This window comes from Streptomyces sp. NPDC028722, assembly GCF_040637655.1.
Lineage (GTDB): Bacteria > Actinomycetota > Actinomycetes > Streptomycetales > Streptomycetaceae > Streptomyces.
Window position 1 is genome coordinate 1 of the sequence record NZ_JBEZWU010000022.1, and the last position, 15,153, is coordinate 15,153.

At 73.5% G+C, this 15,153-nt stretch carries 8 protein-coding genes; all 8 read right to left on the reverse strand.

Annotated features, from left to right (window positions below):
- Positions 1 to 97 precede the first annotated feature (97 nt).
- The 8 genes from AB0F03_RS27900 to mrdA all read right to left on the reverse strand — a co-directional run bounded on the left by AB0F03_RS27900 (position 98) and on the right by mrdA (position 15,054).
- Entirely contained in the window at positions 98 to 4,849 is a 4,752-nt protein-coding gene (locus AB0F03_RS27900) for an Rne/Rng family ribonuclease (protein ID WP_361996728.1), read from the reverse strand.
- A 262-nt stretch (positions 4,850 to 5,111) separates the two neighbouring features.
- Positions 5,112 to 5,888 (reverse strand): TIGR03936 family radical SAM-associated protein, encoded by a 777-nt coding sequence (locus AB0F03_RS27905; RefSeq protein WP_361996730.1) that lies wholly within the window; start codon positions 5,886 to 5,888, stop codon positions 5,112 to 5,114.
- A 46-nt stretch (positions 5,889 to 5,934) separates the two neighbouring features.
- Entirely contained in the window at positions 5,935 to 7,056 is a 1,122-nt protein-coding gene (locus tag AB0F03_RS27910) for a hypothetical protein (RefSeq protein WP_361996731.1), read from the reverse strand.
- A gap of 37 nt (positions 7,057 to 7,093) precedes the next feature.
- A complete protein-coding gene (locus AB0F03_RS27915) occupies positions 7,094 to 7,693 on the reverse strand; it encodes a hypothetical protein (protein ID WP_361996733.1) in 600 nt (199 codons plus the stop codon).
- 323 nt (positions 7,694 to 8,016) lie between these two features.
- Positions 8,017 to 9,978, reverse strand: a complete 1,962-nt coding sequence (locus tag AB0F03_RS27920) for a TIGR03960 family B12-binding radical SAM protein (protein WP_361996735.1) — start codon at positions 9,976 to 9,978, stop codon at positions 8,017 to 8,019.
- Between the two features lie 70 nt (positions 9,979 to 10,048).
- A complete protein-coding gene (locus tag AB0F03_RS27925) occupies positions 10,049 to 11,551 on the reverse strand; it encodes a CYTH and CHAD domain-containing protein (RefSeq protein WP_361996737.1) in 1,503 nt (500 codons plus the stop codon).
- A gap of 51 nt (positions 11,552 to 11,602) precedes the next feature.
- Positions 11,603 to 12,799, reverse strand: a complete 1,197-nt coding sequence (rodA, locus tag AB0F03_RS27930) for a rod shape-determining protein RodA (protein WP_361996739.1) — start codon at positions 12,797 to 12,799, stop codon at positions 11,603 to 11,605.
- Positions 12,796 to 15,054, reverse strand: a complete 2,259-nt coding sequence (gene mrdA, locus AB0F03_RS27935) for a penicillin-binding protein 2 (protein WP_361996741.1) — start codon at positions 15,052 to 15,054, stop codon at positions 12,796 to 12,798. The genes rodA and mrdA overlap by 4 nt, the downstream gene beginning before the upstream one ends.
- Between the last annotated feature and the right edge of the window lie 99 nt (positions 15,055 to 15,153).

Here is a 15,153-nt window from a genome sequence, read left to right on the forward strand (position 1 = left end):
CGTCGGTATCGCCCGGGCCATGGGCGACTCCGGGATGACCATGACCCAGACGGCCGCCGTGATCGGCACGGCGCAACCGGCCGCACACCCGCGGGCGTCAGCCCTCGTCGTCGGCGGTGGGGACCGTGGCGGTCTTCTTCGCCGTCGACTTCGCGGCGGCCGTCTTGGCGGTCTTCGTCGCCTTCTTGGCCGTCGTCTTCTTGGCGGCCGTCTTCTTGGCCACGGTCTTCTTGGCGGCGGCCTTCTTCGCCGGCGCCTTCTTGGCCGCCTTGCGGGCGGTCTTCTTGGCCGGCGCGACCTCTTCCGCGGTCTCCTCGGCCACCGGGGCCTCGGCCACCGCGGGCTCCGCCGGGGCCGACGGGACGACCACGACGGCCGCCTCCTCGGACGCGGTCGGCGCCGTGGCCTTGCGCACCGCACGGCGGCGCGGGCGGGCCGGTGCCGCGGCCTCGGCGGGCACGGGCGCCTCCTCGGCGGCCGGGACCTCGGCGACGGGCGGCGCGGCCGGCGCCTCGGCCACGGGCGCGGCCTCCGGCACCGTCACGACGGCCGCCTCGGCGCCCTCGGGCGAACCGGCCGGGGCCGACACCTTACGGGTCGCCCGACGGCGCGTACGGCCCTTGGGCGCGGCGTCCTCGGCGGCCGGAGCCTCGGCCTGCGGCGCCGGGACCACCTGGTCCTCGGCGGCCACGGGCTCGGCCAGCGCCTCGGCGGCCGGCTCGGGCAGCACCGGGCGCGTCGCCGCCTCCTCGGCGGTGACGTGCTGCGCGGTCGGAGCCGCGGCCGGCTCGGCCTCGGCGGCGGACCCCGCCTCGGCGGTCCCGGCCCACTCGGCCTCCTCGGCCCACTCGGACCTGGCTGCCCGCTCGGCCCGCTCGGCCCTGGATGCCCGCTCGGCCCGCTCCGGCTTCGGCGCGCCCGCCGGAGCCGACGCCCGGCGGCCCGCCCGGCGGCGCGAACGGCCACGGGTGGCCGCCGCCTCCGCCTCGGCGACGCTGCTGTACAGCTCCTCGTCCGGCGCGAACTCCGGCCCGGGCAGCGCGAGCGGCTCGGCGGCCTCGGCGGCCACCTCCACGGCCGTCTCCACCTCGGGCTCGACGGCCTCGCCGGTCTCCACGGCCACGGCGGCGGTCTCGTGCACGTGCTCCTGGGCGTCGCCGCCCCGGCCGCGCTTCTTGCGCTTGCCGCCGCCGCCGTTCGCGGTCACCTGCTCCAGGTGGACGACGACACCGCGGCCGTTGCAGTGGACACAGGTCTCGGAGAACGACTCCAGCAGGCCCTGGCCGACCCGCTTACGGGTCATCTGGACCAGGCCCAGCGAGGTGACCTCGGCCACCTGGTGCTTCGTACGGTCCCGGCCCAGGCACTCCAGCAGGCGGCGCAGCACCAGGTCCCGGTTCGACTCCAGGACCATGTCGATGAAGTCGATCACGATGATGCCGCCGAGGTCGCGCAGCCGCAGCTGACGCACGATCTCCTCGGCCGCCTCCAGGTTGTTCCTGGTGACCGTCTCCTCCAGGTTGCCGCCCTGGCCGGTGAACTTGCCGGTGTTGACGTCGATGACGACCATCGCCTCGGTCCGGTCGATCACCAGCGAACCGCCGCTGGGCAGCCAGACCTTGCGGTCCAGCGCCTTGGCGAGCTGCTCGTCGATCCGGTAGGTGGCGAAGACGTCGGTCTCGGACGTCCACCGCGACAGCCGCCCGGCCAGATCCGGGGCGACGTGCGCGACGTACCCGTGGATCGTCTGCCAGGCCTCGTCACCACTGACGATGACCTTGGAGAAGTCCTCGTTGAAGATGTCGCGCACGACCCGGACGGTCATGTCCGGCTCGCCGTAGAGCAGCGTCGGCGCACTCGAACCGCCGCCGTTCTTGGCCTTCTTCTGGATGTCCTCCCACTGCCCCTGGAGCCGCTCGACGTCGCGGCGCAGCTCCTCCTCGCTCGCGCCCTCGGCGGCGGTGCGCACGATGACGCCCGCGTCCTCGGGGACGATCTTCTTGAGGATGGTCTTCAGCCGGGCCCGCTCGGTGTCGGGCAGCTTGCGGCTGATGCCGGTCATCGAGCCCTCGGGCACGTACACCAGGTAGCGGCCGGGCAGGGAGACCTGGCTGGTCAGACGCGCGCCCTTGTGGCCGATCGGGTCCTTGGTGACCTGCACGAGCACGGGCTGCCCGGACTTCAGGGCGGACTCGATGCGGCGCGGCCCGTTGGCCATGCCCAGCGCACCGAAGTTGACCTCACCGGCGTACAGCACCGCGTTGCGGCCCTTGCCGATGTCGATGAAGGCGGCCTCCATCGACGGCAGCACGTTCTGGACCTTGCCCAGGTAGACGTTGCCGACGTACGAGGTCGACTGCTCCTTGTTGACGTAGTGCTCGACGAGCACACCGTCCTCGAGCACGCCGATCTGGGTGCGCTCGCCGTGCTGGCGGACGACCATCACCCGCTCGACGGCCTCGCGGCGGGCCAGGAACTCGGCCTCGGTGATGATCGGGACCCGGCGGCGGCCCTGCTCGCGGCCCTCCCGGCGGCGCTGCTTCTTGGCCTCCAGACGGGTCGAGCCCTTGATGGACTGCACCTCGTCGGACGGCTCGCTGGGCTTGCGCGGCTCACGGACCTTGACGACCGTGCGCTCCGGGTCGTCGACGGACGGCTCGGGTTCGGCAGCCGTGTCACCGGCCCGGCGACGGCGGCGGCGCCGGCGGCGGCTGGTGGAGCTGGAACCGGCGAAGTCGTCGCCCCGGCTGTCGTCGGCGTCCTCGTCCTCCTGCTCGGCGGTGTCCTCGGCGTCCTGCGCGGCCTGCTCGGCGGCGAGCTCGTCGCCCTCGGCGTCGGCGCCGTCGCCGTCGGACGCGTCACCGCGCCGGCGGCGGCGTCCGCCACGGCGGCGACGGCGGCGCGAGCCGGACTCCTCGAAGCCGTCGGCGCCCTCGGCGTCGTCGCTCTCGTCCTCGGCGAGGTCCTCGGCGGCCTCCGGAGCCTCGTCGGCGTCCTCGGGCTCCTCCGCTTCCTCGTCCTCGTCCTCGGCCACGGCCCGCACCGGCCGCGTCTCCTCGGGGGCGCCGCGGCGGCGCCGGCGGCGGCGCGAACCGGTCTCGGCGCGCTCCTCCGCGCGCTCCTCCCCGCGCTCCTCCGTGTACTCCTCGGTCTCCTCCGCACCGGCGGCCGAGACCGAGGCCGCGGCCTCGGCGGCGGCCCGCTCCGGGGTCTGGAACCTGGGCTCGGTGAACACCGGCGCCTGGAAGACGGCGACGGCGGGGCGGGCGGGCCGGCGCGGGCCGTCGGCGTCCTCGGCGGACCGGGACGCGGCCGGGCGGGCGGGCTCGGCGAACCCGGACGCGGCGCGCTCGCCCCGGCGGCGGGCGCGGCGCTGGGTCCCGCCCTCGGCGGCCGGCGCGGGGGCCTGCGTCGCCCGGGCGGGCTCGGCGGTCCGCGCGGTCTCGGGGACCTGCGGGGCCTGGGTCTGCACTGCGGGCTCCTCCGCCTGCTCGGCCTCCTCGCTCACGGGCGTACCGGTGGGCGCGGACACCCGGCGGGTGGCCCGGCGGCGCGTACGACGCGGAGCGGCCTCCTCGGCGGCGTCCTGGACGCCCTCCTCGGCGGCCGGGACCTGGGGGGCCTCGGGCGCCTCCGGCGCGACGGGAGCGGCCTCGGCGACGGCCGGGGTCTCCTCGGCACCCTGCGGGGCACCGGCGGGCGCGGACACCCGACGGGTGGCCCGGCGACGCGGACGCGCGGCGGGGGCGTCGGTCCCGGCAGGGGCGACCGCTTCGGCGGCGGGCGCCTCGGGCGCCTGCGGCGCGACGGGAGCGGCCTCGGCGACGGCCGCGGTCTCCTCGGCACCCTGCGGGGCACCGGCGGGCGCGGACACCCGACGGGTGGCCCGGCGACGCGGACGCGCGGCGGGGGCGTCGGTCCCGGCGGGTTCCTGCGCCGTCTCGGCGTCGGCGGCCGGGGCGGAGGCGGGCGCGGCGGCCGGGACCACGGTCTCGGCGGGCGCGGCCTCGGCGGGCGCGGCCTCGGCGGGCGCGGGCGCGGCGGTGGGTGCCGACACACGGCGGGTCGCGCGACGGCGCGGACGCCCGGCGGGGGCTTCCTCGGCGGGCTCCGCCGCGACAGCGGGCTCGGCGGCCTCAGCGGTCGGCGTGGTCCCGGAGGTCTCCGTGGCACCCGAGGCGGCACCCAGGGCGCCTTCGGTGGCCGTCGACACGCTGCGCGTGGCCCGGCGCCGGGTACGGCGCGGAGCGGCTTCCTCGGCAGGCTGTTCCGTCACGGAGGGCTCCTCCGCAGCAGCGGTGTCAGGGGACTTGGTGGGCTCGACGGTCCTGGCGGTCTCCGGCGCGCCGGCCGCCCCGTCGGTCGGCGTCGCCACGCTGCGCGTGGCCCGGCGGCGGGTACGGCGCGGAGCGGCTTCCTCGCCGACGATGACGACCCCGGCCTCGGCGACGGCGGCGTCCGCCGGCTCGGCGTCCGCGGACGCGGCCGGTACGACGGTCTCCGCGGTCTCGGCGGGCGCCGGGGAGCCCACGGGCGCGGACACCCGGCGGGTGGCCCGGCGGCGCGGACGCGCCGGTGCGGCCTCCTCGGCGGCGGGCGCCTGCGCGGCGGCGGCAGCCCCGGGCAGCTGTTCGGTGCCCTGGGTGTCCTCGGTGCTCTCGGTCACCGCGGCGACCTCGTCCGCGTCAGCGGCCGGTATGGCCGGCACGGTGACCTCGGCGGACGCCTCCGCGGGCCCGGCGGGCGGGCCCGCCGGGCGGGAAGCGGCACGGCGACGCCTGCGCGGCGGCAGGGTGTCGCTGGGGGTATTGAGTTCGGAACCCTCAGTGGGTTCGGTCGGCTCGAGCATGCGGGCGTTTCTCCCGTCAGGCTCCCGGGCGCCGCGCCTGGTCCGTCGGCGGTCTCTGGGGACCGTCCGCCGTTGACGTCCGCGGCCCGCGCGATACGCGGTGGCCGCCGTCCGGGGCGCGGGCGCCGCACGGGAGCACTCTGTGTCCTGTCTCGCCGGTTCCGTACGCCTTGTCGGTACGGCCTGGCGAAAGTCTTATGGTCGGTGCGCTGCCCGACCCAGGTGGCTCCCGAGTACGAGGGCGGCGCTACGACGTCCGTCCCTACGCGGAACCTTCCGGCGTCGGCGCCGTCGCGGCGGCAACCGGTGCGGCCGTAAGGGCCTGGGCTGCCTCGCGGTCGGGCGCGAGCGGGTCGGTCACCGTGCCGGTCTCTTCATCGAGCAGCCCCTGCGCCAGCCTGGTCACCGCAGCGGGGACCGGCGGCGCCAGGTCGGCCACGGCGCGGAGACCGGACAGGACGTCGTCGGGTCGTACGGCAGGCGTCACGTGCCGAACAACCAGCCGCAGTATCGCACAGGGCAGGTCCGTCGGCCTATCAGCCGGCGATCCGTGCGTGTCCAGGCTCACCACGGCGGGGCGGGCGTCGAAGGTACGGACGCCGTTCTTGGTCGTGCGCTGCACCTCGACGGCGTCGGCCGCGGCGAAGGCCGCGACCGCGCGTTCCGCGTCGGCCGGGTCGACCCCGTCCAGCCGCAGCTCCCAGACGGAGGCCGTCAGCCGGTCGGCGAGACCCGAAGTCCGCGCCTCCACCGCGTCGATGACGTCGAGCCCGGCGGGCAGCGACTCGTCGAGGAGGACGCGCAGGGTCTCCGGGTCGCGCGCCTGGGTGAGCGCGATCTCCAGGTACTCCGCCTCACTGCCCGTGCCGGTGGGTGCGGCATTGGCGTACGACACCTTCGGATGCGGCGTGAACCCCGCCGAGTACGCCATGGGCACCTCGGCGCGGCGCAGCGCACGCTCGAAGGCGCGCTGGAAGTCTCGGTGGCTGGTGAACCTCAGGCGGCCGCGCTTGGTGTAGCGCAGTCGGATGCGCTGCACCGCGGGTGCGGGCGGCGGGCCTTCGGGCTGTCGCTTGCCCAGTGTCCTAGTCCTTCGTGAGAGCGGTCGTACTGTTACCAAGACTACGTGCCGCGGCGCCCGAGGGTTCCCGCCGGTCGGCCGGACCCGGCCGGCCGGGTCCGCCGAACAGCATCCGGCGGGCCTCCGCGCGGGCCTGCCGCACGGTGGCGCGGGCCGTGGCCAGGGCCTCCCGGCCGGCCCGGCCCACGGCGCGCACGCCGTCGGCGACGGGCCGCAGGACGGCGTCCCGGACGACGTGCCCGACCGGAGTGAGGACGCTGCGGTACACCCAGAGCGCCGGCTCGACGAACATCCACCGCAAGAGGGTCCCGAGCGCCCGTCCGACGGCCCGGGAGATCCGCCCGGCGATCCGCCAGGCGTGCCCGAGCGCGTCCCCCACCTCGCGGGCGACGACCGTGAGGAACCGGCCGACGGGTGCGAGCACCCAGCGCCACAACGCCAGGGCGGGCAGGACGAGCAGGCCGAACAGGACACGGCCGGTCCAGTTCAGGGCCAGGCCGGCACCGGTGGCGAACAGTCCCAGCAGCCACCCCAGACCCCGCACGCACCAGGCGACGGCCCGGCCGGCGGGGGCGAGGACCCAGGTGTACAGCCACCGGGCCGGTACGACCAACAGGTGGCGCGCCAGCCAGGCGACGGCCGTGTACGTCCCGGTCCCGAGGACGGCGAGCACCGCGCCGACGCCCGTGAGCAGCCGGGCCAGCCCATGCCCGACCGGGCTGAGCACGCGCGCGTACACCCACGTCAACGCGGCGCCGGTCCCGCGCGCGAGCCGGGCGAGGGCATGGCCCACGGGGGTCAGGACCCAGCGGTACAGCCACACCGCCGGTACGCCGACGAGGACCGCAGCGAGCCAGGCCAGCGCCCGGCCGGCGGGCACCATGACGTAGCGCCACACCCCCACGAACGGCCACACGAACACCGCCCTGCCCAGCCACAGCAGGGCCCGCCCGAACGGCCTGAGCACGGTGTCCCGCAGCAGCCGCCCGGTGGCCACGAGGGCGTCCCACACCATGCGCACCGGCACGACCAGGACGAGCACGACGATCCGCACCGGCAGGCGGACGGCGACGACGAGGCATCCTTCGGGCTGCGGCTGCTCAGGGGGCGGCTCTCGGAGTTCCATACCCGGATAGACGCCGGGGCCGCCCGTTCGGATCCGGCTACAGCACCCGCGCTTTGTACGCCTCGGGATAGTGCTCGGTGAACTTCACGGCCACGACGAGCAGGGCGATGGGGACGACCCAGTTGAACCAGTCGTCCTGGGCCGGGTACCGGACGGCCAGCCAGGTCGAGACCGTCATCAGGGCGAAGACCGCGCCCCACACCGCCGTCAGCACCCGGTTGATGTGCCGGAAGACGGGCGAGTCCCACACGGCCCGGGGCGACGACTCGCGGGCGTACTGCGCGGTGAAGGGGTCGGCGAACAGCGATCCGAGCGCCACGAGGGCCACCAGTCCGTTGGAGATGACCTGGGCGTACGTCTCCACCCAGACCAGCTGCCCGCGGTCCAGGGCCAGCGCCAGGACCGAGAGCACGGCGAAGAACACGATGCCGGTGATGTCGAGGGGCCGGATCCTGCCGTTCAGGATGTCCCGCCCCGACAGGACGATCGCGGCGATCAGCGCGGCGAGGGCCGCGTACTCCCAGGTGGAAGGGCTGGCGACCACGCCGAAGATGATCCACGGCGCGAACGAGAAGAAGACGCCGCCGGTGCTCACGGGTTTCTTCGGCGGGGCCTTCGCCGCCGTCTGCTGAGCCATGGGAGCTCCTCCCGTCAGATCCGCGGCCACCCCCTCCACTCCATCGTGCCGTCACCGAACCCCGAGCCGCCCGTCGTGCGGCCCGGACACGGGCGCCCCAGCGGGAAAGACGGGGCCGGACGGCCGGCGGGTGTCGACACGCCCCCGGGGGAGCCGCCATGACCTGCCGGTGAACTTCAGCCAGTCGTGGGCCGCCAACGTCTCAGTCGTGGGCCGCCAACGTCTCACCGGAGTCCGGACGGTTGGTGTGCGCTTCGCACTTCGCGCGGATGCGGCACCGACGGGCGAGGGGGCGAGGCACTCGATCGAGCGCCCCGCTCACCTCAGTGCGTGTGGCCGCCCGAAGTCGGGGTCGGCGTCGCGTTCTTGACCGTGAGGGGAAGCAACTTCTTGCCGGTCGGGCCGATCTGGATGGACGTGTCCATCTGGGGGCACACGCCGCAGTCGAAGCACGGGGTCCAGCGGCAGTCCTCGACCTCGGTCTCGTCGAGGGAGTCCTGCCAGTCCTCCCAGAGCCAGTCCTTGTCCAGGCCGGAGTCCAGGTGGTCCCAGGGCAGGACCTCCTCGTAGGTGCGCTCGCGGGTGGTGTACCAGTCGACGTCGACGCCGAAGGGGGCCAGCGCCTTGTCCGCGCAGGCCATCCAGCGGTCGTAGGAGAAGTGCTCGCGCCAGCCGTCGAAGCGGCCGCCGTCGTCGTAGACGGCGCGGATGATCGCACCGGTCCTGCGGTCGCCGCGGGAGAGCAGGCCCTCGACGATGCCGGGCTTGCCGTCGTGGTAGCGGAAGCCGATCGAGCGGCCGTACTTCTTGTCACCGCGGATCTTGTTGCGGAGCTTCTCCAGGCGCGCGTCCGTCTCCTCCGCCGACAGCTGGGGAGCCCACTGGAACGGGGTGTGCGGCTTGGGCACGAAGCCGCCGATCGACACCGTGCAGCGGATGTCGTTGGCGCCCGAGACCTCGCGGCCCTTCTGGATGACGTGCATCGCCATGTCGGCGATCTGGAGGACGTCCTCGTCCGTCTCCGTCGGCAGGCCGCACATGAAGTACAGCTTCACCTGGCGCCAGCCGTTGCCGTAGGCGGTGGCGACGGTCCTGATCAGGTCCTCTTCGGAGACCATCTTGTTGATGACCTTGCGCATCCGCTCCGAGCCGCCCTCGGGGGCGAAGGTCAGGCCCGAGCGGCGGCCGTTGCGGGTCAGCTCGTTCGCCAGGTCGACGTTGAAGGCGTCGACGCGGGTGGAGGGCAGCGAGAGGCCGATCTTGTCGTCGGTGTAGCGGTCCGCGAGGCCCTTGGCGATGTCACCGATCTCCGAGTGGTCCGCGGAGGACAGGGAGAGCAGGCCCACCTCCTCGAAACCGGTGGCCTTCAGGCCCTTGTCGACCATGTCGCCGATGCCCGTGATGGAGCGTTCCCGGACGGGGCGGGTGATCATGCCGGCCTGGCAGAAACGGCAGCCGCGGGTGCAGCCGCGGAAGATCTCCACCGACATCCGCTCGTGGACCGTCTCGGCCAGCGGCACGAGGGGCTGCTTGGGGTACGGCCACTCGTCCAGGTCCATGACGGTGTGCTTGGACACGCGCCAGGGCACACCGCTGCGGTTCGGTACGACACGGGCGATCCGGCCGTCGGGGAGGTACTCGACGTCGTAGAACGCCGGGATGTACACCCCGCCGGTCCTCGCCAGGCGGAACAGGACCTCCTCGCGCCCGCCGGGGCGGCCCTCCGCCTTCCACTCGCGGATGATCCGGGTCATGTCGAGCACGGCCTGCTCGCCGTCGCCGATCACGGCCGCGTCGATGAAGTCGGCGATCGGCTCCGGGTTGAAGGCCGCGTGGCCGCCGGCCAGGACGATCGGGTCGTCGACCGTGCGGTCCCGGGACTCCAGCGGGATCCCGGCCAGGTCGAGGGCGGTGAGCATGTTGGTGTAGCCCAGCTCCGTGGAGAAGCTGATGCCGAACACGTCGAAGGCCTTCACCGGGCGATGGCTGTCCACCGTGAACTGCGGGACCCGGTGCTCGCGCATCAGCGCCTCCAGGTCCGGCCACACGCTGTAGGTGCGCTCGGCGAGGACGCCCTTCTGCTCGTTGAGCACCTCGTAGAGGATCATGACGCCCTGGTTGGGCAGACCGACCTCGTACGCGTCGGGGTACATGAGCGCCCAGCGGACATCGCACTCGTCCCACGGCTTGACCGTGGAGTTGAGCTCGCCGCCGACGTACTGGATCGGCTTCTGCACGTGCGGGAGCAGAGCTTCGAGCTGCGGGAAAACCGACTCGACAGGCATCTCGCGAACCTTCATGAGCTGACAGGGGGGACCCTTCAGCGTAACCCGGCCGGCGGCTCCCCCCGAACGCTCAGCCGGACGCCCCGGTCCCCGTCCCGCGCCACCGCGCGGGCAGCTCCGCCTGGGCCGCGGCCGCCCGTGCCTCCTCCCTGCCGTACAGCACCCCGTAGGTGAACGCGCTCTCCCCCGCCGCGTGCGCCACCGCGGCCAGCTCGCGCAGGACACGGCGGGCCATGACGCTGTCCTGGTGGCCGCCGAGGAGGGTGGTCAGGGACTTCATGTCCTTGGTCAGGGTGCGGGCGGGCGCGCCGAGGGCCGCGGTGGCCGCCTCGGCCGCGTAGCGGGTGCGCTTGGCCTTCTTGCGGGCCTCGTGCAGGGCGAGGTCGCGTTCCTCGCCGGGCGGCAGGCGCAGCGCGTGCCGCATGGCCCGCGTCAGCTTCTTCTCGCCCTTGTGCACGGCCTTGGCGAGGGTCTTCGCCGGTTTCTTCCCGGCCGCCTTCAGCAGCGGCGGGTCGGCGAGGAGGGCGTCCAGGCGGTCCAGCAGGCTGAGGTAGCGGCGGGAGTCCAGGATGCCGGTCAGGTGGGCGTGGGCGCCGGTGCGGCGGGGGTCCGCCCAGGCGGCGAGGCGTTCGCGGACGGGGCCGGTGACCAGGCCGGACGGCAGGGCGCCGAGGGCGGTCGTCAGCCGGTCGGCCAGCACCTCCTGGTCGCGGCCTGCGCCCAGCTCGCCCGCGAGCCACTTCAGCTCGGCACCGACGGGGCCGGTGACCTCGCGGTCCAGCACGCTGCCGAAGGAGCGCAGGGTGCTGCGGGCGCGCCGGGTGGCGACACGCATCCGGTGCACGGCGTCGGGCAGGCCGCGGCGCACGGCGGGGTCCAGCCCGACCAGGGCGTCCCGCTGGGCGCGGAGGTAGGCGAGGACGTGGTCGCCGGCGGTCCGGGGCGCCGGGGGCCCGCTGTTCCTCTCGCGGCGCTGACCGGCGGTGCGTTCCAGGGCGTGGGCCAGTTTGGACGGCGATGCGGAGGGGCGTAGGCCCGCCTTGCGCAGTCGTTTGTCCACCCGGTCGAGGAAGGCGGGGTCGCCGCCGTCGGCGAGTTCCACCTCTATCTCGGTCCACCGGGCGCTCCCGCCCGTGCCGGTGAGCCGCTCGGCGGTCACGGCGTCGACGCTCGCCTCGGCCAGCAGGGTGCCGTCGGCGTCGACCAGGTGGCTCACGTCCCGGGCGGAGCGCAGCCGGACGAGGGGGATCAGCTCGCGGTCCCGGACGCGGGAGCGGACGAGGGCGGCGATCTCCTCGGGGACGGTGTCGGACAGCGGGGCCCGGATCTCGTCGCGGACTCCGGGGGCGACCGGGAACTTCAGGTGCCAGCCGGCGTCCGAGCCGCCGGTGCGGCGGCGCAGGGTGAGCGAGGCCGCGGCCAGGCGTTCGTCGGCGGTGTCGTAGTAGGTGGCGTCCAGTTCGGCCAGGCCCTGGTCGAGGACGGCCGCCACCCCGGCGACTCCGGTCAGGTCGGGGAGCCCGCTGTCGTCGGATTCGTACTTGCGCTCGATCTCGCGTTTCGCGTCCGCCATGCCCCGAATCTAGTGCCCGGGGCGCCGGCGGGGCAGGGGGCCGCCGTGGGCCTACGCGGACATCGGACGCTGCACCTTGATCGACTGCAACAGGCCCAGCGCCACCCACACCGCGAACATCGACGAGCCGCCGTACGACACGAACGGCAGCGGCAGACCGGTGACCGGCATGATGCCGAGGGTCATGCCGATGTTCTCGAAGGACTGGAAGGCGAACCAGGCGACGATTCCGGCGGCGACGATCGTCCCGTACAGCTCCGTGGAGTCACGTGCTATCCGGCAGGCGCGCCAGAGGACGACGCCGAGCAGGAAGATGATCAGGCCCGCGCCGACGAAGCCCAGTTCCTCCCCCGCGACCGTGAAGACGAAGTCCGTCTGCTGCTCGGGCACGAACTGGCCGGTGGTCTGGGAGCCGTGGAAGAGCCCGGCGCCGGTGAGCCCGCCGGAGCCGATGGCGATGCGGGCCTGGTTGGTGTTGTAGCCGACGCCCGCCGGGTCGAGGTCGGGGTTGGCGAACGCCGCGAACCGGTTGATCTGGTACTCGTCCAGGATGTGCAGCTGCCAGATCGCGATGCAGCCGATCACCCCGGCGATGAGCAGGCCGAACACCCAGCGGTTGGAGGCACCGGAGGCGAGCAGCACGCCGAGGATGATCGCGACCATCGCCAGCACCGAGCCGAGGTCCGGCATGAGCAGCAGGATCAGGATCGGTACGGCGGCCAGGCACAGGGACTGGAACGCGGTCCGGTGGTCCGGGTACGGCCTGTCGCCGGCGTCGACCCGGGTGGCCAGCAGCATGGCCATGCCGAGGATGATCGCCACCTTGAGGAACTCGGCGGGCTGGAGCGAGAAGCCGCCGATGACGAGCCAGTTGCGCTGGCCGTTGATGGTGGCGCCGAGCGGGGTGAGGACGACCAGGGCGAGGAGCACCGACAGGCCGTAGAGCATCGGCACGGCGTTGCGCAGGGCCCGGTGGCCGAGCCAGACGGTGGCGATCATCAGGGCGATGCCGATGCCCAGGTTCATCAGGTGCCGGAGCAGGAAGAAGTACGGGTCGCCCTGGTTCAGCTCGGTGCGGTTGCGGGTCGCCGAGTACACCAGCAGCGAGCCCATCAGCGACAGGGCGGTGGCCGCGAGCAGTATGGGCCAGTCCAGCCGGCGGGTCAGCGAGTCGCGCGCGAAGATCCTGGTCCAGCCGGCCCGCTCGGGGCCGTACCCGGAGACGGAGAAGCTGTTCGTGCCGGTCATGAGGGCGTCCTCCGGCTTCCCGTCCCGCGGGACCGTCTGCGGGTCCTGCGGGTGTCGCGGTTGCCCGTGGTGGTCGGGGCGGTGCCCGCGGGCTGTTGGTCGTCGCCGTTGGTGGGGTTGCTCTTCTGGGCGGCCTCGGCGTCCTTCGCCGGGTCGCCGGTGACCTTGGGGGCGGCGATGGTGCCGTCCGGGCGGACCTTGGGCAGGCCCTGCTGCGGCTCGGACAGCATCGCGCGCTTCTTGTCGACGGTGCCGTCGGCCTGGACGCCGTAGAGCGCGCTGTAGATGTTGCGGACGGCCTCACCGGAGGCCCCGGAACCCGTACCGGCCTGGGCGATCGTCATGATCACCGTGTAGTCCTTGGAGTAGGTGGCCAGCCAGGACGTGGTCTGCTTGCCGTAGACCTCGGCCGTGCCGGTCTTGCCGTGCAGCGGGATCTTGTCCTGCGGCCAGCCGCCGAACTTCCAGGCGGCCGTACCGCGGGTGATGACGCCGGCGAAGGCGTCGTTCATGCCCTTGAGGGTGGCCTGGCTGACCGGCAGTCTGCCGCGTTTGGTCGGCTTGATCTCCTGGACGGTCTTTCCGTCGGCGCCGATGACCGCCTTGCCGATGGTCGGCTGGTACATCGTGCCGCCGTTGGCGACGGCGCCGTAGATCACGGCCTCCTGGATCGGCGTGACGAGGGTGTCGCCCTGGCCGATGGAGTAGTTGATCTCGTCGCCCTCGCGCATCTTGTTGCCCTCGAGGCAGTTCTCGTAGGCGATCTTCTCGACGTAGGAGCCGTCCTTCTTGCCGGACCGGCACCAGGCGTCCTTGTTGGCCTTCCAGTAGTTCAGCTTCCACTGGCGGTCCGGGACGCGGCCGGTGACCTCGTTGGGCAGGTCGACGCCGGTCTCGGCGCCGAGGCCGAACTGGTGGGCGGCCTTGAAGAAGTAGTCCTTCGGCCGGCCCTTCTTGGGGTTGATGCCGCCGTCGCGCTTCCACTCCCGGTCGGCGAGACCGTAGAAGACGGTGTCGCAGGAGACCTCCAGGGCGCGGCCGAGGGAGATCGGCCCGAAGTTCTCGCCCTCGAAGTTCTTGAAGACCTGGCCGCCCACCGAGTAGGAGCTGGTGCAGGGGTAGCGGCCGTCGAACGCGTAACCGGCCTCGACCGCGGCGGCCGTGGAGACCACCTTGAAGGTCGAGCCGGGGGCGGCCTGGCCCTGTATGGCCCTGTTGAGCAGGGGGTAGTCCGAGCCCTTGCCGGTGAGGGCCTTGTAGTCCTTGCCGGAGATGCCGCCGACCCATACGTTCGGGTCGTAGGTCGGCGCGGAGGCCATGGCGACGATCCGGCCGGTCCTGGCCTCCATCACCACGACGGCACCGGAGTCGGCCTTGTAGTTCTCGCCGGTGATCTTGTCGTACTGCTGGCGGGCGACCTTCATCGCCTTGTCGAGTTCGTACTCGGCGACCCGCTGGACGCGGGAGTCGATGCTCGTCACCAGGTTCGAACCGGACTCGGCCGCGTCCGACTTGGCCTTGCCGATGACCCGGCCGAGGTTGTCGACCTCGTAACGGGTGACGCCCGCCTTGCCGCGCAGCACCTTGTCGTACTGGCGCTCCAGGCCGGAGCGGCCGACCATGTCGGAGCGCAGGTAGGGCGAGTCGGTGTGCTGGGCCTGCTGGATCTCGGAGTCGGTGACGGGCGAGAGATAGCCGAGGACCTGCGCGCTGTTGGACTTGCCGGGCGCCGGGTAGCGGCGGACGGCCTCGGGCTCGGCGGTGATGCCGGGGAAGTCCTCGGAGCGCTCGCGGATCTGGAGGGCCTGCTTGGCGGTGGCCTCGTCCGTGATGGGGATCGGCTGGTAGGGCGAGCCGTTCCAGCAGGGCTGGGGGGTCTTGGCGTCGCACAGCCGGACCTTCTGCATGACCTCCTCGGGCTTGATGCCGAGGACGCCGGCCAGCTTGGCGAGGACGGCCTTGCCGTCGTCCTTCTGCTTCAGCAGGTCGGTGCGGGAGGCGGAGACGACCAGACGGGTCTCGTTGTCGGCGAGGGGCACGCCCCGGGCGTCCAGGATGTCGCCGCGCACGGCGGGGTCGACGACCTGCTGGACGTGGTTCCCGGAGGCCTCCTTCTGGTACGCCGCGCCCTCCCGGATCTGGAGGTACCACAACCGGCCGCCGAGCGTGCCGAGGAGGGAGAGGACGAGGATCTGGATCACGACGAGCCGGATCTGGACCCGTGGGGTCCGGCCGGTCTCGGGGATGTTGGTCACTGCGGTGTCTCCCCCTCTCCCTGTGCGGATGTGCGGGCGCCGGACGCGGTGCGGGGCGCGTGGGTGCGCGGCGCTTCTGTGCGGAACCGCTGCGGGTGT